This is a genomic window from Niallia nealsonii (assembly GCF_002835805.1).
Taxonomy (GTDB): Bacteria; Bacillota; Bacilli; order Bacillales; family Cytobacillaceae; genus Niallia; species Niallia nealsonii.
Window position 1 is genome coordinate 48,543 of record NZ_PISE01000014.1, and the last position, 21,164, is coordinate 69,706.

Sequence of the window (21,164 nt, forward strand, 5' to 3'; positions counted from 1 at the left end):
TATTTGCCAATATTTATGTCTACAGAGGCTCTTTGTCAAGTTCTAATTCTCTGTACAACTCTGCATTTTCGACTGCAAAAACAGAAGCTTCAAGTATCTATGTCAACAACATATATTGATTTAAAGGATGAAAGACCAAGAAGCATATAGTGGCTCTTTTTAAAACTGGAGAGAGTACTATGTATGGATATTAATATGAAATCTGATATTGATAGAGCAATTGTATATAAGATTATCAATGAAGTTAACTGAATATTATTTATAGGTAATCTTGATATTTTTGAAATCTAAATTAAAAGTTTTTCTATCGTTGAACTATATAAAACCGAACAAATGTTTAGTATTATATATATTGAGAAAGCTTTATGGAGGTTATTAATTTGAGATTTATGTCTGAAACAGAAACTGTTATTAAGAAAATTTTACCATATATTGAAAGAAGAGGATATGATATTGAAAGCGATTTACGCTTTGAGGACCCGACGGAACTAGATACGGAAAATAGACAGGGGTTTATTGATATACTGGTTGATTGTGGAAAGAAACAGCCTTTATTTTTAATTGAAGCCAAAAGAGATGGAACTAAACTTACAGCTAAGCACCGCAAGCAAGCTGTAGAATATGGAAAGAGTACAAAATGTCTTTTTGTAGCCTTGACCAATGGTCAGGTGTTTGAATTATTGAATGTAAATACAGGGAAAAGTTTGAAATTAAATGGTAGTGCGTTTAATCGTCTTCCATCTAAAACAGAGTTATTAAAGAATGTTATTCCTGAATTAAAAAAGAATCCTTCTAATGAAAATATATTTATTTCAACAGATAAGTCTATCCCATTTAAACCAGGTGTACCGCTAACTAAATTAAACAGATTGATACAGCAGTGCCATAATATAATAAGAAAAATAGAAAAAAATGAAGAAAATGCTTTTTCTGATTTTAGTAAAATTCTCTTTCTAAAATTGTTAGAAGAAAAATGGGATATAGAAGGTACTACGCCTCCATATTCATATGTGTTCCATGAACTAGCTGCAACCACTAAAGAGAATGCTGACCAAGTTCAGGTAGCCATTAGAAGTATGTTAAATACTATTGCAGCAATGCCGAAATATGGAGAAGTTTTGGCTGAACCAATTCATTTAAGGCAGAATCAAACATACTTATCCATTGTTAAGCTAGTTTCTTCTGTCTCTTGGAATGATTGTAATTTAGACTCTAAAGGTGCTGCATTTGAATATTTTGTTAGAGCGAGTTTAAAAGGAAAAAAACTTGGACAATATTTCACTCCAAGACCACTAGTTCAATTAATGTTACGCTTAGGAAGATATCAACAGCTACTTGTTAATTTAAAATCTGGTCAACCTTTTAAAGTTGTTGACCCAGCATGTGGTACAGGCGGTTTTTTGGTGCATGCATTGAATCAAACAATGAATGACTTACAGAAGGAGTCAAAAGATAATCTTATTCATGATACTTTGTTTAGCAGAGTTAAAACTAGTTTAAAAGAGGAAACTTTTTATGGTATCGATGCACATGAGGGAGTTGCTAGTACAGCAAAGATGAATATGATTATTGCTGGAGATGGTCATAATAATATTAGAGCTCTTGATACTTTAAAATTAGATAAATTAATTCCTAATTATAGCTACTATAATTCAGAAAAAAAGAGTGTGACAGAAGTAACTGATGGTAAGGCTCATTTAATATTATCTAATCCGCCGTTTGGTACATCTGAGGGGGATTCTTTAACTTCTGAAGACCTAAAAAAATATCCTGTAAAATCAACTAAAGGGCAAAGTTTGTTTATTCAGCAGATGATTATGAATCTTGCAGATAATAGTAGACTTGTTACAGTAATTGATGAAGGTGTACTAAATACAGCATCTTATAGCGAGCTTCGAAAATATATCATGCAGAATTGTAGAATTGAATATATTATGAGTATGCCTGATGAGACATTTAAACCTAATAAAATCAATGTCAAAACAAGTGTGTTAGTGCTTAGAAAACGAACTAGCGATATGCTGGATGAGTTTTTAGAAGATGAATATCGGATAAGAATATTGAAAGTAGATTCCTTAGGGTATGATGGAGCTGGAACTGAAATTAGAGGGTTTGATTTAGAAAAGCTTATTTCTGAAATTGAAAAGATAAATCCTGCACATTATTCATACACAAAAGAAATTATTGGTTATAATTGGAGAGGGAATATTTTAAATGCTAGAGATATTGCTGAAGATGATACTAAGAGATTTGATTATAAATATTGGGATGTTAAAATTAAATCCCCAATTGACAAGCTTTCGAATGAAAAGTCAAAAGGGAGCTTAACACTGAAAGAATTAAATTTAATCGAAACTAGACGAGGTAGTAGTCCCGCATCTTCAGATTATGTTTCAAAAGAAGAGGGGCATGCGTTAGTAGTGAAAGCAGGTAGTAATATATCTAAAAGTGGTTTACTACTTATTAATGGAGATTATATTGAAGAGAACATTTATAAAGAATATGTTGATAAAGGCAAATTAGTTATAAAAGATGGTGATATTTTGTTAGCTTCTACAGGAGATGGAACTCTAGGTAAATGTTGTGTATACAGAAACTATGATGAACATGGGAATAGTAAACCAGCTATACCAGATGGACATGTTACTGTAATTAGAATAGATTCAAAAAAATATTATCCAGAATATGTTTGTGATTATCTAAGAAAGGGGTTTGGGGCATTTCAAATTCAAAGATTGTTTACAGGCTCAACAGGTTTAATCGAGATACAACCACCTGATGTGGATAAAATTATATTTCCCAAATTCCCATCCTTGGAGAAACAACAAGCAGAAAGTCAAAAGCTTAGAAATAAAGAAGTTGAAATTGAAAAGTTGATTTTACAAGCCCAGAAAGAGCTAGATAAAGCTTTTGATAATTTTTACAAAGTTACACTATAAATAGTTTAGATTTTAAATGTAAAGTGTTTTTATAAGGAATTACTAGGAGAATCCATAGATTACTTGGATTCTCTTTTGGGTATGCCAAAGTGGATAATAATTGGATATGGTTCGAAATTCAGCATGTAGTTTCCTAATAAACCAATAAAACTGTGATTTCATTAAGCAGAATCATCTCTCCGTAAATTTTATGTTTTATCTTGAAAGTCCATATTAACTAAAAAGAAGAAAATGTAATGAATTTATAAAGACTTATCCCATTAATATTAGGTGGTTAAAATCTATATTTGCTTATTCCATTAATCTTTATATATGATATTTAAGTTTTTTAATTTTATTTGTATTCTTTGCGTTGTATTATACATAAGGAAAATTCTTACCAAAATATGTTTTAAAATAATCTTGTTCTATTATAATTAAATTTATAAGAAGGGAAGGGATTATTTTGATTCTAGAAGATACAAGGTTAATGAAAGAATTGAAGGAGAGGGATTCACTTTTTTATAGTGCTATTCTGGGTGTCTATACTGAAATTAGACCACTTTTAGACCAGAGGATTGCACAAGTTTTCCCTACATATACTCAGCATGATTCTGGACACTCAATAAGAATTATTGAACATATGAGCCAGATAGTAAATGATATTAGTAATTTAAATGATTTGGAGATAGCGATATTGGTGTATTCTGCAATGTTGCATGATATTGGTATGGCTGCAAATCAAGAGGAAATAACTGAAATAGAAAATGGTACATTAATTTATAATGGATTAAACTTTAATGCAATTTTAAATAAATTTAATCAAGATAGAATTCTGGCAATGCAAGAATATATAAGAATAGTCCATGCAGAGCGTTCTGCGAATTATATTAAAGAAAATTTAAGCAAAAGGTTTGTTATTCCTGAAATGCCTTTAGTTTCATTTGGAGATACTCTTGCATTGATATGTGAAGCGCATACTAAAGAAATAGTTTGGGTTACAGGAAATTTAAAAGATAGAGATGTTAAAGGGACTTTTGAAATAAACCCTCAATTTTGCGCACTTGTATTAAGGTTGGCAGATATTTTGGATTTCGATAGTTCGAGGACACCTCCTAAATTATATACTGCACTTGCTATTAGTGGATATAGTAAGGAAGAATGGTTACAGCATTTTTCAATTAGTAACCAAAATAAGATTGTACAAGGTAGTTCGGGTGAAAAGGTTATTGAATTTCATGGTAGTTGTTCAGATTCTGTAATACACAGAAAAATATTAGGGTATTTAGATTGGGTGAATAAAGAGATAGAATATGCTTCTGAACTAACTAAAAATTTTTATGATAAACATCGCTTGAGTTTTTATCATAAGGTAAGTAATTTTATAAATTCTGATAAATATTCAATTGTAGATATGAAATTTCAAGTTAATTATAAGAATATTATTAACTTGCTAATGGGTGAGGCATTATATGGAAATAAAGAACTAGGGGTAAGGGAACTATTACAAAATGCTCTTGATGCATGTGAAGTAAAAAAAGAGATGTATGTTGGTAATGCAGATTTATCTATCTATGAAGAATATAATGCAAAAATTTTTATTGTTCTAGATAAGGCAAATAAAGTAGTAATAATAAAAGATAATGGGATTGGAATGAACCTGCCTATTATTAAAAATTATTTTTTAGAGGTAGGTGCTTCATACTATAACTCTGATGAATATGTATTATCAAATTATAAATATATACCGATAGGGAATTATGGAATCGGCTTCTTATCTAGTTTTATGCTTTCTGATAAGGTAAAGGTTAGGACAAAACACTTTAATGCTGAGATGCTATACGAAGTTGATATATCTAAAGACGATGATTTTGTTTCTATAAAGGAAGTACAAGAACCTAATTTTGCTGGCACTGAAATTATTCTTAATTATGACCAATTTTTTGAAGTTTGGGAAGATAAAGAGAAGCTAAAAGAATTTATAGAAAAAGAATTTCTGGCTGATGGGATTCAAATAGCAATTATAGACAAGGAAAAACAAGGTGAATCTATAAAAATTTATAATCCTAATAATCTATTAACTGATAGTAGTTTAATTGATTTATCACCTTACCTAAATGGAGTTATAGTGAAGATAGAGTTGTCAAGTAGTTCTGTATTTCAAGAGTACCTAAATGATATAAAATTTTATGGTGAACCTTTTCTTTTTGATGGTAAAGAACTTGTTCAAATAGATGAATATGATGAATTAATACCGTTAGTTAACTATTTGAGAGATGATAAGTTAGGTATTATAGATTTCGCTATAATTGAATCATCAAGTGATTTAGACGAAATATCTTCAATAATGGATAGTGATGATGATGTGGAAGATTTATATAGAGAAAAATATGACCCAGTAGATATTTCCTTAATCACAGTACCTGAATTGATAGAAATTCCTCCTCGAGGTTTGATAGAAACAGAAGAAATAGTAGATGGGTTAACCTTTGAAAGGTTCGAGGAAGAGTACAGCCATGATAATAGTTCAGGGACTTTTTTTGGTTTTGTAAGTAAATCTTTCTTTTCTAAAGACGAATTGAATAAGCATATACAATATTCAAATGGTCATACTTACTTACAAAGTAATCCTCCGTTCACAGAGAAAAGTAAACTCTTTATTAGAGGGGTTTTTGTAAAAGATTTTAACTTCTCAATAATGAATGCAATACAAGGAGTAAGTATTAAAAATTTCCTTATTAATGTAGTTAATAAGGAAATTAAGCCAAATGTATCAAGAAACGATATAAATAATGATGATGAAAGACTACTGCGCAATTCAATTTATCAGGCACTATTAGTACACTTTTTAGAAAATTTAAAGGACCCTATAGAAAGTCATGTTTTAAAAGCTTTTATGAAAAAGTTTCATAATTACAAAAATACTCTGTTAAATGAAAAATATAAGAGACATTTCATATCAGAGGTATAAGAATATAATGAAATTAGGCAGTGGACTTGGATATTTCCAAGTCCATTTTTATGTCTATTTGCTGCCAATCAGAGAATGTATAGTGAGTACCAGAGACGCTCAGAATGGCTCTTGGTAGTGTTTTAAAGAGGTGTCTTTCCTTGTTTCGCTCTTCTTTCCCTTTTAGTCTTCATTTAAGACAGAATTGAGTTTGAGTCATTCTAAAGCCTGTCACAACAAAGTGTTATAAAGTAGATTGGCTTATCTGTTAGGTGAAGAGACCACGCTCAGCAGCACACAAGTATTAGATAATTGTTCGATACGAAGCCAATGACTAGCGTGCTGGAAACTACTATGGGAATCGTTTTGATAATGAACTTCTAATGATACTCGAGACTGATTAGATTAATCCAAATGACCCTATTCTTCATTAGATTGAGCAGGATTTATCATGCTATTCTCGAGACAAGTCCTAGGTTGAACAAAACTCTCCTCGACGGTAGATATGTAATAAGCTATGAAAGTATCCAATGTAAACTAATAGATAACAGTTTACATTCATTTTATTGATAACACTAGAATCTATCTGATTATGATGATATGCTATAGATGGATAACAAAAGTATACATTCAAATTGTTGATAGTAAAGGAGTTGTTGGTGTGGCTAAGAAAGAACACTTAATCGATGTTCAACCAATCAGAAGCAAGGCTCAAATAGAGGATATGAAGTGGGCGTTAAAGAGGCACTGTTCAGAACGAGACTATATCCTATTCCTAATTGGAATCAATACAGGATTGCGTGTCAGTGATATATTGAATCTGAAAAGGGATTCCATCTTCAAGCTTAAATCAAAGAAACGTAAGGAGTTCCAAATCAGAGAAGGGAAGACTAAGAAGGCTAGAATGATTAATATTACACCTATCTTTAATGAAGTGATTACATATGCCTCAGAACTCGACAGTGATTGGCTATTCCCTTCTCGTAAAGGTGATAAGCCTATAAGTAAAATTCAAGCATATAGACAGCTTCAAAAGGCAGGAGATTTCGCAGGCATCCAATCAATAGGCACTCATACCATGAGAAAGACATTTGGATATCACTTCTATAAGAAGGCTAACAATGTGGCTATGCTTCAAGAGATACTCAATCATTCACATCCAAAGATTACACTGACCTATATTGGTAGCAACAAAGAAGAGACAGATAATGAACTAGATAACTTTAACTTATAGAGGCTCCAAGGGGGTCTCTTTTCATTTGCGATTGGTATGATGAGGGGGGATATTTCCACATTTTCATTGGTGCATGAAAGGGATAGACCCATAGTAGGTTCATTCACACAGCATGGATTAATAATAATGTGTCTATATCTTAAAGCTGCATTCTTGAATTTAGTAGTAAGAGAGAAGCTATTTCTTGAGTGCGTCCCCGCGCGCTTAATATCTCTTCTCTTTTCCCCTTGCGTCTTCTCTTCTTAAGATTCTTCTCTTCTTACACTATCAGTTAGAGACGATAATCGTATCGTTTTTCTTTTTGTTTTTTTATGGGAGCTATCATTTATGGAAGTTGAGACCATGATAGAACATGTATTATCAAAAGAACGCTCATTCGTAGGAAGAATGAGCGGGAGAGGAAAGGTAAAATTAGAAAAGGAAAAATTGTAAAATATAAAATAGGAATGTAGAGAATGCTCCCAGTTACTCTAGTAAGGTGATATCATATAGTCATTCAGGTACATCGAGTCTGAAGTAGTATTTTGGATATGTATAGACGTGGGATGTAGGGCGCAATAATTTTTCTTCTTTTGTGTATTCAGTGTCGGTTTAAGAGAGTGAATTAATTGCGATTCGATACTGTCTAATAACTCTAAGCTGAAATTTTTAGGATGAATCCATTCTAGTGGTAGAGAGTTATTTTCATTTAAGAAGGTTATACACCCAAAGTACACCCTTTTTTCAAAACCATCATATTTAGGATGGTGCATTTTTACAGCTGCAGTATGTCCTCCAGAAAATCTAGAGAACTTAGAAGAAGTCTTACCGATGTATAAAACCTCTTCAAACGTATCACGTTTTACAGTAAACATGTAAATTGGATAACATGCGTCTGGAGGATTTCCAAGTTCATCGAGAATCATTTGAACTTCCTCTCTATCTAACCAACCACCTTCATCTGAGTTTATTATATCTAAAGCAAGTTCAACATAGTTTCTTTGCTGCTCCCAAGAAATTGGGAGACTTTGAGCTCTCTGCCTATGTAATTTGAACAGAGGGACATAATCATCAAATATTACTGAAGCCCCAAGTTCCAAAGTGGGAGATGTATCTTGAAGGTATTTAAAGCTAGGTAGTGATTGAGTTCTATTTAACCAAGGCTTTAATGGTGAAAATGCTTTCAAATAGTTCCCTCCATATCTAATAAAGTAATAGTTTGTTAACTTATTTTAAGAAGAAAAACGAAATCAGATAGTATGGTATGAATTACTTAGGATAAGATTTGTAAGGTCCTAAAAGAGTATAAAAATTGTAGAGCCTTCCTTTGCTAAAAAGGGAGATGACTCTACTAACTACCAACTTATACTGTTTGAAGTAAGTTGTCTAGTTGGAGGGCACTAAAGTTTTCCTCTCCAATAACAAATTTAAAGAATCTTAGGAGTTTTTCCTGATGAATGCTAAAATCGTCAGTGATAAGCTTAGTAGCCTTCCAAGGTTTATCATTATTCCATGTCTGACCGAAGATGTCGCCTTCAAAATTTGGCTGATGTGTAAGGCGAAACATTTCGTTTCCAATAGTGTTCAAAATATTTAAGTTGCTTCCTATATCTAAAGCTTCATTATCTAGGTCGTGTATTAAATAAGATTGTATGCCAAAATGATGCAAGACTTCATAGTAAGCCTTTTGAGTTAATTTACCATTACAAGGGATTATGGAGATTTCTTTTAGCATCCTTTCCAAATCCTCGGTTATCTCGGGATAAAGTTCTTGCAGTTTATCTTTAATGGCTATAATACTAGCAGTTTCGCAGTCTCCTTCAACAAGAATTACTCTCTTAGCAAAAAAAGCCTCAAGTGTAGTGGTATTGAAGTTTAAGAGCATTCTCATCCTGCTTCGTTTTTCTATGGCACTTTGCCCGCTATATATATCGTTACTAACCTGTGTTACCTTCGTTGATAAGTTCTCCTCTCTTTGCATAACTACTATTCCTTGGTGTCTACTTGCTAAGTCGATAAAGTTTTCTGAATGTGATGTGCAAATAACTTGCGCTAAAGGATGTTTAGAGATTTGGACTAAAGAATCACGCATCTTGCGTTGGAGATGTGGATGAAGGTATATCTCAGGTTCTTCCACTAAAAATAGGAAGCTTCTTTTCCAGACCTCTGTCGTTGCTGTTGCTGCCTCTTCTTCTAAGTTATTTTGAGTTAGTTGTTCTGCCATGAGTTCTAAGAGGGATAGTATAAGCATTCTCTGAACGCCATTCCCCTGTTGATTAGGAGAAGTCACTAGATTGTTATGTTTTAAATAGATGCTTGAATTCAAGTGTAGTTTCTCCATTACTTCTGGCACATCAAAATCTACATTGGCTTCAACATCCATTAAGCGGTTTAGCTTTTTACTGAGTCTTTCCTCGAGGTTAAGTACTTCAGTATGACGAGTTCCTTCATTGAAAATGTTCTTAAGTGATGCTAGGGAAGCTCTAAACTCTTGGATTTCCTGTGTCTGGTTCAGATGATGCTCAAATAAGGCAGCCGTTATTTGATTAGCTGCAGACTTATTCTTATTTGCGTCAGCTTCTTCATTTATCAGTTTTACAGCTGGGACATATATAACTTTTGGCATGACAGACCGTATGATAGATGCAAAACCATTCGGGTTTTTCATCCAGTCAGCTTCTCCTTCACTTACAAGGGTTGGATTATTTATGTAGATATATTGTATAAAATCGCCTTGCTTAGCTTTTGGAATAGTCCCGCTTGTAATGCGGTGTTCACGACAATAGTTTTCATAGTGTTCGTATAAAGCACCTGATACAGTGCTGAACGTTCTAGTATTCCATGAAACATTTGTGTCTAGCTCTGGTATGTAACGGTTAGGAATATATACTTCAAAGGGAACGTCACTATCTTTAAGATTAGGTGCAGTCCAAATACGCCGTACTCGCATCTCATTGTCAAAGATGTAAGGTTTGATAAACTGGTTATTTCTATCTGTATGATTGAAATCATCAAATACAACTAATATCTCCATATTCATAGACGGGTTATTGGGTTCTCTCTTAAAAGGAAACATGTCAATGGTAGGTGTATGGGGTGTATCTGTTTCTGGAAGAAACAACTTTAATGCTTCAAGAAGAGAAGATTTTCCTATGTTGTTCTCTCCTATAACTGTTATGAAGTCAGATGCCCCTTCTCCATTCACTCTCGGGAAGGTAATTGCACATGGCTCAGCATGACCAATGTTCTTAAAATTTTTAATAGTAAACTCTTTTATTCTCATAGTATTCCTCCTTAGATTCCTGTAGAATTTATTTCGACAAAAATTTCCAGAAACCTGTAGGATATTCAAATTTATTTTTCTCTTATGTCGAAACGGCTTACTTGTTAAAGGCAATGAGAAGGGATGCTATAGCTATGTATTAGTAGTAATTGGTATAATAGAATAGATAATGTTTCATTTTAATAAAAGGTGAGCGATACCTTTCGTTGAACAATCAATCAAAAGATATATAGTAAAACTTCTTAATATTAAACAAGGAGAGTATGTTTATGTGTCAAATTCCCGATATTAATTTGGAAGATTTAGGTGAAGTAAAATTAAAATGTTATCAAGAGTATCTTAAGGAGAAATTAAAATTATTGTTTCCAAACACAGATGTTAGAACAGAGTGGAATGCAATGAGAGATGAAAGAGCGTTAAATATTTACTCTCCAAGAGTGGATGTTGCAGTTGGACCTTTTGCAACTCATCAAAGGCATGAGTTTGAATACAACGAAATGTTTAGAATAGACAGTATCCGAAATTTTGTTGAACGCTTAATTACATACAACCGAGATAATTTGTATCTTTATGGAGATTTTGTAGAAGCAGCTACATATGATAACGCTATTTATCAAAATTTAAATGCAAGGTGTTTCATGGCAATAGAAATTGAGAACGAAGTAAGTAGGAAGCACTTAATGGGTGGTGCAATTAATGCATCTGCTCTTGGAAGATTGGGAGTTGTAATTCCCTGGACTGACGATAAGTTAAAAGCTTTTGTGAGATTAGTTCGTTACTTACATTATCTAAAAGAAGCAGATAAGAATACATTTAATACCACAAATTTATTAATCGTAACAAAGGAACAAATTCACACTGCATTAGCTGATATAATAAGGGGATAGGATACTGATAGATGGTTAATATTTGTTTAAAAATGAAACTATGGGTATAATTCAGTTATCGACATTAACAATCGTTTAAGCTTGCAATTAACAATCATGATTGCAATTCATAATCCCTAAAAACAGCTATAAACCTTGATATATCAGCATCTACAAACAATCCATGATGGGCGGCGGATTTAACATCTATAAACCTAATACGATTGCATTGTATGGTTGGTGTTTTTCCTCCATGGTGTATAACACAGTTAGTGAACCTTTTTATGAACTATATCTTTATTTTAATATTAGTTAGACAAGCAGAAGAATATATATGTAAATGAATGTTCAAAATACAGGTGAAATAAGAAGGCATCCAAGTTATTTGGATGCTTTTTTGCTGACTAAAGTTAATGATTGAGCATAGGTCGGAATTATGTATCATTAGATAATTAATTAAAGCTTGTTAATTAACAAAAAAAAAATCAAATTCAAGACAGTATTGTTAAGGGGATACCAGCAATTGAAGGAGCTATTTTATTGGATGATACGGTGTTTGTTATGCTATTGGGGTCATTTTAGATGGTATTGCTAACAAGAATATAGGTAACATATCTAGAGGAGCCAGATATAATTCTGCTCTCCGTTATTTAAATTATAGAGTGCAGTTTGTCTCTTGATATAGAGCTTCTACGTATATCATCTTTCAATAAATGCTGCCACATCAATATTCAAAAGAATTCCACAAGCCTATCATTTACGCTTCTCCATGTAAAGTGGACCTGTTTACTGGAAGAAATGTGTTCACGCTAATCTAGCAGAAATTGTCCATTTTTATATTTTTATTTAGTGTTCATATGTTATTGATAGCTGATGCTCAAGATAGAGATTTCTGAATATTATCAGTATTAATTTAATGGCTTTGAAGAAGCGAAATAGAATTAGACGGTGAGTATCCTCTAAGAAAAGTTGATATTTATATATTTTTTTATTTAAATAATTTTCTCATAGTTAGTGTGTTAGTAGCATACTAACACACTAACAAACTAGAAAAAAATAATCTTGAGAATGGTATAAAAGTGAATTGACAAGGAGAGTTTAAATGTAAGCAGAATAATATTTCGATATTATACTGTTATTAAAAACAATCTTTTATAGAGATTTTAGTTATGAGGAGTGATGATATAGAGGAAATAAGAAAAATGTTGTAAATACTTTGTAATGCAAGGTTATAACAGCTAATTTAATGAGATAGAGGTGTTGAAAAATGGAGAAAATTAAAATAAGTAAAGATTTAGGCTTTAGTATAGTGAAAGCTAAGTTAATTAATGATTTTATGGATATGCTTTACTCTAAGACTGAAGAAACAGAAGAAATCATAGAAATTGAAATTCTAGAGGGTTTTGCGAGCGGTGTACACGACAAATTAATAAAGGCAATAACAAATAATCTAGTAACCTTAGATGAATATTTATCTGCTAGTCAATACTTCAAAGATTATGTTTTGGTTAGCTATAGAATTGCTAGTAAGATACTAAGGAATAAAGAAGAACTAGATACAGATATTTAGTTAAATTAAATTTAAGTACAATCTTCTCTTGTTTCATAAAATTTTTAAAAAGGAAAATGAGACGATAATCGTCTCGTTTTCCTTTTTCGTCTCTCAAATGGTAACTTTCATTTTTATTTACACTTTTATACAAATAGATTCCAGAATAGTGTTGATTATACAACCTTAGTATTAGTGCTATATACTTAAAAGTGTTAAGTGAAGGTTTTTATGGAAACGAAAGTAGCATATCTTTCTACTTCAAAGCTAGCAGCTAAGTATAAGAAACCAGTAAAAGAGATGTTTGATGTATTGTTGAAAATGCAGCTAATTGAAAGAATAGAGGAAGATTGGAGATTGACGGATAAAGGAGAAAGAAATGGAGGGGTGATAAAGAAACACTTTAAAGCTGGTGATTATATTGCTTGGGAAGAGAATAGGATAGAAAAAGTATTAGTAGAGGTCAAAGATATAAGTAAGCTACTTAATGCAACAGCTCTAAGTTCTCATTTTAGTATATCTAGAAATAAAATTAATCCCATATTAGCTGAAATTGGTTTTATAGAAAAATCAGAAAATGGTTGGGTTATTACTAAATTGGGAGAGAAGATGGGGGAAGACAATATAAATATGATAGAACAGGTATTCCATTTGTTAATTGGGATGAATCTATACTATCCAATAGAACACTTCAAGAAGCCATTAAAGAGGCAAATGGGAATGCGTCTTCAATAAAAGAAATTTATCAATCTAATGATAGTGATGAATTCTTAACATTTAGAGATAAGTTTACAGCAAAATTAAGAACTACAGATGGACATTATGTTCGTTCTAGAGCCGAGATACTGATTGACAATTGGTTGTATATGTACGGAGTAATTCATGCGTATGAAAGAAAGTTACCCATTGAAAAAGAAATGTATTGTGATTTTTATTTGCCATCAGGCAGAGTATATATAGAGTATTGGGAGCTAGAAAATGATGTGAAATACAGAAAAAGGAAGAAAGCGAAAATAAAGCTATATAAAAAGTATGGGTTCAATCTAGTAGAAATCAATGACAACGATATAAAGAATTTAGATGATGTTTTGCCTAAGAAACTATTAGAATATGGAATAAGAACGTTTTAGTAGAAATTTTTATATTTTTTCATGTTAGATTTGAGGAGAAAAGAATGATGGCAGAGACTGAAACAAAAGCATTAAAAAGAGAACTTCATAATGATATGTTTAATATATACAACAAAGCCAAATCAATTGGTTATAATGCAACAAAATTTAGACAGATGCTTGCGGGAAAAGAAGGATATTTAGTAGCAAAGAGTTTTATTTATAGTAAATCTCCAACAGATGGTTTCACAAGTTTATGGGAACTTAAAAGGCTTGATTTAACAGTAGAAGCATTAGTTTTAAATCCTAAGTATGTGTCTTTATTTACTGAGGAAGAAAGGTGCATTGTAAGGGATAGATTGGCAGAGTATGGCTATCAAATTGAAATGCGAGAACAGGAAAATACAGATGTTAAGAGTATACCAGAACTTGAACCAGTACTACGTTCAAGAGAATATAATAATGCTACTGCAGAACTAAGAAGTAAAGTTGTCTACGAATATCTTTTTCATGGAAGAAGTCATAGATGGATAGACGAATATGTAATAGGATTAAATCCTTCAGAAAGCCGTGGATATCAGGCTATGGGGATTTTACATTATATTGGGCTTAAAAGTAAACATAAAGGTTTTTTTGAAAAGAGCAATTTAGATGATGCGTTGGTTGAGATTAAAAGACAGAGCTCTGATTTTAAATTATTAATAGAAAATCTAGATTATGTTAATCAAGCTAAGAAGATAGAAAGTAAGCTAGCAAGTGATATAGATGCAGAGCAATCAGAAGAGGATGGATATTATAAAGATGGAGCAATAAAATATTATCATGGTAAACGATATGAAAGAAATCCTGTTAATAGAAGAAAAGCTATTGAGATACATGGGTTAGATTGTAAAGTATGTGGATTTAATTTTGAAAAAAATTATGGAAAGAGGGGCGCAGATTTTATAGAGATACATCATTTAAATCAACTTAGCACATTAGAGGAAGAAACAATTGTTAATCCAGAAACAGATTTAATTCCTCTCTGTTCCAATTGTCATCGAATGATACATAGGAAAAAGGATGTAGTTTTAACAGTTGAAGAACTCAAAGAGATAATGGCGAAAAATGGTAAAGGTTTAACGGTATGATGGATTTTTCAGCAATAGACAATTCCATTATAAATAAAATAGCTTTGGTTTTAGGAGGGGCATTTGTCTTTATTTTAATAATAGCTTTAATCTTGGGGAAATTGTTACTTTTGTTAAGATTACCTAGAGGTTTGGTGCAGCGTGTAGTTAGTGTATTAGCGAGTCTAGGTTTTATATACTTAATTGTTATATTAGGAGACAGATTTTTCTAAGTAAGGTTAGAGTTCTAAGATGGTAAAACGGCTGGAAAAGCGAAAGGTATACTTAAATCATTTTTTCCTAATTCTTAATATATATATATACCTCTATGGAATTTGTCATATTGAAGGAGTTTTAAGGGTGGAACATATTGAGGAAGTTATTTTAGAAATGAAAAACGAGATTAACCAAAGAAAAAATAAGAAGCTGAACATTAAACTGAGGACTTTTCTTGGTAAATTAGGATATAAGAGAAGAAACTCATTATTGATAGATAAGATAAATCAATGTCTTGAAAAAAATAGTCTTGCTGTACTTGTAAGAAGGCAGGATACAGATTGGTCACAATTAGACATTGACGAAAGAATAACATTTGAAATTTGGGAAGGGGAGGGAAAGGAAATGAAAGGTTTAGTGGAAAGCAAGTATGCAGGAACGATAAGGGTCAGTGAAGAAAGAAATCCAATAGAGCTTTATTTACATCAGACAGAAGCATTACAAGAAATGGATAAAGCGATATTAAATGATAATATCCCTAGATTTTCAGGGCTATTGGTCATACCGACAGGAGGAGGAAAAACCCTTACTGCTGTTCAGTGGGTTTTAAGAAATGTCATAAATAATGACAAAAAGGTTCTTTGGGTAGCCCATAGGCATGAATTATTAGAACAGGCTCTTTCTGCAGTTAAAAGAAATGCGTATGCAAATTTGGTTAATAAGAGAAAAGAATTCAAGTATAGAATTATATCAGGGCAACATGACAGACCTGTTAATATAAAAAAAGATGACGATTTTATTATCGCAAGTAAGGATAGCCTAAATAGAGGCATAGACCATTTAGCGAATAGTTGGTTAAATTTCAATGATGACATATTTCTTGTAGTCGATGAAGCTCATCATGCCACCGCAAAAACTTATAGAAAGATAATAGATTTACTAAATGAGAAGACTAAAACATTAGGAATTTTGGGATTAACCGCAACACCTTTTAGAACTGCAAAAGCAGAAAAAGGATTATTGAAGAAAACTTTTGATAATGACATTGTATATAAAGTGGATTTAAAAACTTTAATTAGCAGAGGAATTCTTTCAGAGCCTATATTTAAAGAGCTAAAAACAGAGATTGATATGACAAAGGAATTAAGCGAACAGGATATAAAAAGCATTCAGGCTTTTGACAGTATTCCAGAAGATATTGCTAAGCATATCGCTGAAAACAAAATACGAAATAACAGAATTGTCCAAGAGTACATAGATAATAAAGAGGAATATGGCAAACTACTTGTATTTGCTGTCAATAAAATCCATGCGATTGAATTGAATAAATTGTTCAATGATAAAGGGATTGCATCCGAATATGTTATTTCATCGGAGCAACATATGGCAACTGGGATTGATTTGTCGAATGAGGCAAACAGAGAAAGAATAAGAAAGTTTAGAAATAATGAAATAGACGTTTTGATTAATGTAAATATACTGACTGAGGGAACCGATTTACCCGATGTGCAAACTGTATTTTTAACAAGACCGACAATATCCAGCATTTTAATGACACAAATGATTGGTAGGGCTTTAAGGGGGAAAAAAGCAGGAGGTACTGACAAAGCGTATATTGTTAGCTTTATAGATGGATGGAAGAATAAAATTGCATGGATAAATCCAGAAAAATTATACATAGAAGAAACAGCAATATGGGAAGACAACACGAAAGAAAATGTAAAGAAATTAGCAAGATTGATTTCTATACAGAAAATAGAGGAATTCGTAAAAATCATAGATGATTCTATTGATACCACTAAATTAGAAAGTATTGATTTTATTAAAACGATTCCATTAGGTATCTATACGTTTTCATTAATGATACCTTCAGAGTATGACGAGGACAGAATAAAAAATTGTGAAGTTCTGGTTTATGATAGCACTTTAAAGGCATATCAAAGATTCATTGAAGAATTACCTGTTTTCTTTAAAGTGAACAATTTAAATAATATTGAATTCATTCAAGAAGAAGAACTGGATGTTTTGGCGGAAAAAGTAGAAGATATGTATTTTACAGGATTTGATATGATTCCAAGTTATAATAAGGAAGATATAAAAGACGTTCTACGTTATTTTGCTTTGAAAGGTGTAGAGCCTTCATTTTTGCAGTTTAAAGACAGAGAAAAATTTGATATTTCAATTGTTGCTCAATATATATATGAAAATGAACTTGGTGGTAAGAGAAAGAAAGAATATTTAGATGAAGTATGGGAGCAAAGGGATAATTTTTTAAAAGTTTACTTTGGTTACAGTAAACTTTATTTTCGAAAATGCTTAGATAATGAGATTTTAAAATTAGAAGAGCCAGAGATTTATGCTACGTCATCTAAAGAAACAATTGTAACCCCAGAGATGATTAATATAAATAAGCTAACTCTTTATGAAATACAAAAAAAGAATCCGCAATATTGGAGAGAAATTACAGAAGCAGTGTATGGAAAGGCGCAAGATGAAAAAGGATGTTATATATGTGCAACTTCAGGGTATAAGAACAAGAGTAGATTGTATTTTCAAATAGACCATATTGTACCGATGGCTAAAGGTGGTTTAACGGAATTAGATAACTTGCAAGTGTTGAGAAGAGATATAAATAAATTAAAAAGCGATAAATAAGGGGGAGTCTCTTTAACGAAAAAGCTAAGACATGAACAGGGAGCAAATATCACTCACAGTAATAAAGGTAAGTTCTTATGTGAAAATTGGTTTATCATAGTATCTTCCACAAGTGGTACATACTTATCATTCACTTTCGCCATATGAATGGCAGCTTCATAATCGCTCAATAAACCCTCACGATATATGGTCGAGCTTCATTTTTAGCTCGGCATCTGGGGTGGGGGATGCTCGATGATTCGGGCGGTTACTTCAACGACTTGCTCTGTTGTAAAACGTTCTTGGAGTTCTCGTTTTGGACTGGTTACTCATACTTCCATTACTATTTCGAATTGTTCTTTTTCTTCGCTTTCGGACATGTAGGTTTCTTCAATATGGGGTGCATTATATTCATTACTTGGGATTTGATAATCTCAGGCATAGATTCACTGTTCAAAAGCTACATGCGGATTTCTAATACTGTATTATGTAAAGAGAATTCATAGTCTAGAATTATCTTTACATTTTATAAATTTCTTTCTAGGCTCTTATTTATGGGAATGACTTTGCAATCTAATGAAATATTTAAAAAAGCAATATATTTGATATAAGGATGAGGAAGGATATACTTGACGATATTAGATGACCACTTTACAATATTAAATATAATCAATAGAAGGTTAGTGGTCAGTGAGAATTAAGTAAGCTAAAATTCTTGAAAAACCTATAGATATTTCGACTTGTTAGCTCAGTGGGAGAGCACTTCCTTGACAGGGAAGGGGTCGTGGGTTCAAGTCCCTCACAGGTCATCACTGCAAAACGTTGATATAAAAGGGTTTCTCGACATTCGAGAAACCCTTTTATATTTAAAAATATTTTACAACTGACCAAATGACTGACCATTTTAAAAAATAGAGTGTTTTCTTGAAAGCAAGCATGTAATTTTATAATAAAGTTTGATCATTTTAATCTTACTTAACTAAAGCCCTCGTTACTTTAAGTGTAATTATTCACAAACTCTATTTTTTTAAACTAACTAAATACCAATGTTACCAGTAATCCAACCCTCAATAAAATGTTTTAATGAAGATGCTACCCAGGTTCGACTATCATCTTCGTGATTCCAAACATAAATATCGTTTTTTGTAATGGTCCCGTTTTTTAATATTGCATAACAAAATAAATCGCCATTACCTGCGTCTGAAAAAAAGAATAGATTATCAAATGGCATATAAATATCTCTATAATCTTCAAAAGTTCTAAAAAATAGATTGTCTTTAATAATTTGGGAAGTTGACCAAATCAAAGGACAATTCCAGTTATCGAACACACCATTTGTTTCATTAAATAAGGCAGCTAATTCTTCTAGTAATACAACATTTAATTCTTTTTGAATTTCATTAATCTCAAACTTTGTTGCGGAGTCTTTAAAGTGATGTTCCTTCGAAATAGAATTGACATATTCTTTCCACATTTCATTCCCCCTAAATTTTGGATCAATATATTTTAAATTCAATTTCTATTTATGAAACTCCTTTTTTAACTAACCTGCCAAGATTATGACATAAGGAAGGTTCTCTACATTTATTACAGAAATGCTGCCATTATAGTTTTATAAAAAGACCTAAGAGAACAGCATTAATCCTTCTAGAATTAACGCACCCGTTACTTGAATAAGCACTATCTCTTTGTTTGGAATGTAATTACTTATTAGGTATCCTTTATAAAAACTCTAAATTCTTTTTTTCTTCCTCGTCTTTTAATACCCAAAATATACATACTTTTTTTCTTATCATGTACAATTCTAATCTTATAACATCCATATTTAGTAATAATGATTTTATTAATCACATCTAAAAATTCTTCCTTTTTGCCTTCAAGTGACAGGATTTCATAACCATAGCCACCATAACCTGGACTTCTAGTTATATAAAATACTTTATAAAAATTCTTCATAGATTCCCCCATCAATAAGTCCTCCATATCTTATTTTTCCTAGTAGATTCCTCGTTTTATGTTTTAAATTATATCTTATTTCTCTAATTTTCTACTTACACTAACCCACTATAGTTCAATGAGAGAAACCGGAGTCTAAATCACTCCAATTTCTCTTTCTTATAAATAATGTAAATTCAATATTAATTTCGGATCTTTAAAAATGCATTTCCTGCATCGGAATCTATCTTCGGACTGACGTGTGTATACAACAAATTCATGGTAGTTGCGATATCTTTATGGCCCAATCGCTCTTGGATTGCTTTCATGCTCAAACCCTGTAATAAAAGATAAGAGGCAGAAGAGTGCCGAAGATCATGAAAAGAAATCTTTTTTAGATTGAACCTTTTGACTATTCGGCTCCAAAATTGACTCACTGAATGAGGAGAATAGGGGGTTCCATCTATATTAGCAAACAAAAGGTCTAAATGTTCGCCGTTATGGGATTCAAAACCTTTGTATTCATCTCTAATTTTCATGATCTCTCTTTTTCTTATTTTTCTATATTCATATATTTCTTTCATAGTCAAAGGATCAAGTGTAATAGTGCGATCTTCTTCCGTTTTTGTACCTTTAATTCGTAATCCATGGTCTTTCGTTTTTTGTAAAGAGCGCCTAATATGAATCGTACTATTTTCAAAGTCTATATCCTTATCCATATCAATAGCCAAGATTTCACCACGTCTTAAGGATCCAGTAAGTGCTAATGTGATAATTAATCTCTGATGAATAGGTACATCTTTTATGATAGTAAAGACTTTTGCAATTTCCTCTTCATCATAATAATCTTTTTTTCGGGGTTTAACCTTGGGTTTTGGTACATCAAGAGAAATATCTTTTTGTATGTACTCAAATGTAGTTGCATAACGAAATAAACTCCGAATGCAGCGGTGTCTTTTCTCTACTGCATATTGCCCGACACCGTTTTTTTCTTCATTGTTAAAGTAACGAATAAGATCTCTTGCCAATATTTTTTGAACCTTTGCTTTTTTAAATGCAGGAAGAATGGATTTTTCGATTGTATATTGATAAGTTTCTTGAGTTGCTGGATCAAGGTGAAAGGGGGCAAACTCTTTTTTTTATTTTTTATATAGCACTTCAAAGCTTATATTATTGTTATCTACAAAGTTTCCATCCATCAGTTCTACTTCAAGGCGGGCTAAAATCTTTTTTGTTTCTTTATCATTTTTGTAAGGTAAGTTTTTAAATTTCCTGATACGCTTCCCAGAAGAATCGTATCCTAATTCTAATCGGATTCATAGGTTCCTGGTCTAACTTGTTTATAATTCCCCATAAGAGATCTCTCCAAATAAATAGTATTT

Annotated in this window: 16 protein-coding genes, 1 tRNA gene and 1 pseudogene; 11 read left to right on the forward strand and 7 right to left on the reverse strand. The window is 31.9% G+C overall.

What is annotated here, in order from left to right:
* Positions 1-389 precede the first annotated feature (389 nt).
* From CWS01_RS07075 to CWS01_RS07085, 3 genes are all read left to right on the forward strand, one after another.
* Positions 390-2,939, forward strand: a complete 2,550-nt coding sequence (locus tag CWS01_RS07075; RefSeq protein WP_235851997.1) for an N-6 DNA methylase — start codon at positions 390-392, stop codon at positions 2,937-2,939.
* A gap of 445 nt (positions 2,940-3,384) precedes the next feature.
* On the forward strand, positions 3,385-5,889 hold the full coding sequence (locus CWS01_RS07080; RefSeq protein WP_101176495.1) for an HD domain-containing protein: 2,505 nt from the start codon (positions 3,385-3,387) through the stop codon (positions 5,887-5,889).
* A gap of 640 nt (positions 5,890-6,529) precedes the next feature.
* The gene (locus CWS01_RS07085) at positions 6,530-7,102 is read left to right on the forward strand and encodes a tyrosine-type recombinase/integrase (protein ID WP_101176496.1); all 573 of its coding nucleotides are present in this window, start codon (positions 6,530-6,532) and stop codon (positions 7,100-7,102) included.
* A 470-nt stretch (positions 7,103-7,572) separates the two neighbouring features.
* Here CWS01_RS07085 and CWS01_RS07090 read toward each other — a convergent pair whose 3' ends face one another.
* Together CWS01_RS07090 and CWS01_RS07095 are read right to left on the reverse strand one after the other, a co-directional pair.
* On the reverse strand, positions 7,573-8,268 hold the full coding sequence (locus CWS01_RS07090) for a GIY-YIG nuclease family protein (protein WP_101176497.1): 696 nt from the start codon (positions 8,266-8,268) through the stop codon (positions 7,573-7,575).
* 176 nt (positions 8,269-8,444) lie between these two features.
* Positions 8,445-10,364: an AAA family ATPase gene (locus CWS01_RS07095; RefSeq protein ID WP_101176498.1), complete on the reverse strand. Its 1,920-nt coding sequence runs from the start codon at positions 10,362-10,364 to the stop codon at positions 8,445-8,447.
* Between the two features lie 269 nt (positions 10,365-10,633).
* Here CWS01_RS07095 and CWS01_RS07100 point away from each other — a divergent pair, with 269 nt between their 5' ends.
* The 6 genes from CWS01_RS07100 to CWS01_RS07130 all read left to right on the forward strand — a co-directional run bounded on the left by CWS01_RS07100 (position 10,634) and on the right by CWS01_RS07130 (position 17,868).
* Positions 10,634-11,251, forward strand: coding sequence for a hypothetical protein (locus CWS01_RS07100; RefSeq protein ID WP_101176499.1), 618 nt, complete (start codon positions 10,634-10,636; stop codon positions 11,249-11,251).
* Between the two features lie 1,246 nt (positions 11,252-12,497).
* Positions 12,498-12,800, forward strand: coding sequence for a hypothetical protein (locus tag CWS01_RS07105; RefSeq protein WP_101176500.1), 303 nt, complete (start codon positions 12,498-12,500; stop codon positions 12,798-12,800).
* Positions 12,801-13,010: 210 nt separating this feature from the next.
* The gene (locus CWS01_RS22895) at positions 13,011-13,514 is read left to right on the forward strand and encodes a hypothetical protein (protein WP_235851993.1); all 504 of its coding nucleotides are present in this window, start codon (positions 13,011-13,013) and stop codon (positions 13,512-13,514) included.
* Between the two features lie 131 nt (positions 13,515-13,645).
* A complete protein-coding gene (locus CWS01_RS22900; protein WP_235851994.1) occupies positions 13,646-13,909 on the forward strand; it encodes a hypothetical protein in 264 nt (87 codons plus the stop codon).
* A 47-nt stretch (positions 13,910-13,956) separates the two neighbouring features.
* Positions 13,957-15,018 carry an HNH endonuclease gene (locus tag CWS01_RS07120; RefSeq protein ID WP_235851995.1) on the forward strand — a complete coding sequence of 354 codons (1,062 nt, stop codon included), beginning with the start codon at positions 13,957-13,959 and terminating at the stop codon, positions 15,016-15,018.
* A 339-nt stretch (positions 15,019-15,357) separates the two neighbouring features.
* Positions 15,358-17,868, forward strand: a complete 2,511-nt coding sequence (locus CWS01_RS07130) for a DEAD/DEAH box helicase family protein (protein WP_168714366.1) — start codon at positions 15,358-15,360, stop codon at positions 17,866-17,868.
* A gap of 53 nt (positions 17,869-17,921) precedes the next feature.
* Here CWS01_RS07130 and CWS01_RS23410 read toward each other — a convergent pair whose 3' ends face one another.
* Complete coding sequence (locus CWS01_RS23410; RefSeq protein ID WP_157827585.1) at positions 17,922-18,038, reverse strand: hypothetical protein; 117 nt, start codon at positions 18,036-18,038, stop codon at positions 17,922-17,924.
* Positions 18,039-18,102: 64 nt separating this feature from the next.
* Here CWS01_RS23410 and CWS01_RS23125 point away from each other — a divergent pair, with 64 nt between their 5' ends.
* Positions 18,103-18,231, forward strand: a complete 129-nt coding sequence (locus CWS01_RS23125; protein WP_268877055.1) for a hypothetical protein — start codon at positions 18,103-18,105, stop codon at positions 18,229-18,231.
* 353 nt (positions 18,232-18,584) lie between these two features.
* Positions 18,585-18,656: transfer RNA gene (locus CWS01_RS07135), tRNA-Val, on the forward strand.
* 227 nt (positions 18,657-18,883) lie between these two features.
* Here the strand turns inward: CWS01_RS07135 and CWS01_RS07140 are convergent.
* From CWS01_RS07140 to CWS01_RS23130, 4 genes and pseudogenes are all read right to left on the reverse strand, one after another.
* Positions 18,884-19,321 (reverse strand): SMI1/KNR4 family protein, encoded by a 438-nt coding sequence (locus CWS01_RS07140; protein ID WP_101176503.1) that lies wholly within the window; start codon positions 19,319-19,321, stop codon positions 18,884-18,886.
* 236 nt (positions 19,322-19,557) lie between these two features.
* Positions 19,558-19,815 carry a hypothetical protein gene (locus CWS01_RS07145; RefSeq protein WP_101176504.1) on the reverse strand — a complete coding sequence of 86 codons (258 nt, stop codon included), beginning with the start codon at positions 19,813-19,815 and terminating at the stop codon, positions 19,558-19,560.
* A 170-nt stretch (positions 19,816-19,985) separates the two neighbouring features.
* On the reverse strand, positions 19,986-20,810 hold the full coding sequence (locus CWS01_RS07150; RefSeq protein ID WP_157827586.1) for a tyrosine-type recombinase/integrase: 825 nt from the start codon (positions 20,808-20,810) through the stop codon (positions 19,986-19,988).
* Positions 20,793-20,885: pseudogene (locus CWS01_RS23130) on the reverse strand (tyrosine-type recombinase/integrase); the annotation flags it as partial. The pseudogene CWS01_RS23130 and the gene CWS01_RS07150, both read right to left, overlap by 18 nt.
* Positions 20,886-21,164 lie beyond the last annotated feature (279 nt).

Bases quoted from the DNA above. Each gene is read 5' to 3' on its own strand.
- CWS01_RS07075 (WP_235851997.1), top strand. From the start codon at position 390: ATGTCTGAAACAGAAACTGTTATTAAGAAAATTTTACCATATATTGAA.
- CWS01_RS07100 (WP_101176499.1), top strand. From the start codon at position 10,634: ATGTGTCAAATTCCCGATATTAATTTGGAAGATTTAGGTGAAGTAAAA.
- CWS01_RS22895 (WP_235851993.1), top strand. From the start codon at position 13,011: ATGGAAACGAAAGTAGCATATCTTTCTACTTCAAAGCTAGCAGCTAAG.
- CWS01_RS07105 (WP_101176500.1), top strand. From the start codon at position 12,498: ATGGAGAAAATTAAAATAAGTAAAGATTTAGGCTTTAGTATAGTGAAA.
- CWS01_RS22900 (WP_235851994.1), top strand. From the start codon at position 13,646: ATGTACGGAGTAATTCATGCGTATGAAAGAAAGTTACCCATTGAAAAA.
- CWS01_RS07140 (WP_101176503.1), bottom strand. From the start codon at position 19,321: ATGTGGAAAGAATATGTCAATTCTATTTCGAAGGAACATCACTTTAAA.
- CWS01_RS07095 (WP_101176498.1), bottom strand. From the start codon at position 10,364: ATGAGAATAAAAGAGTTTACTATTAAAAATTTTAAGAACATTGGTCAT.
- CWS01_RS07145 (WP_101176504.1), bottom strand. From the start codon at position 19,815: ATGGGGGAATCTATGAAGAATTTTTATAAAGTATTTTATATAACTAGA.
- CWS01_RS23125 (WP_268877055.1), top strand. From the start codon at position 18,103: ATGATTCGGGCGGTTACTTCAACGACTTGCTCTGTTGTAAAACGTTCT.
- CWS01_RS07120 (WP_235851995.1), top strand. From the start codon at position 13,957: ATGGCAGAGACTGAAACAAAAGCATTAAAAAGAGAACTTCATAATGAT.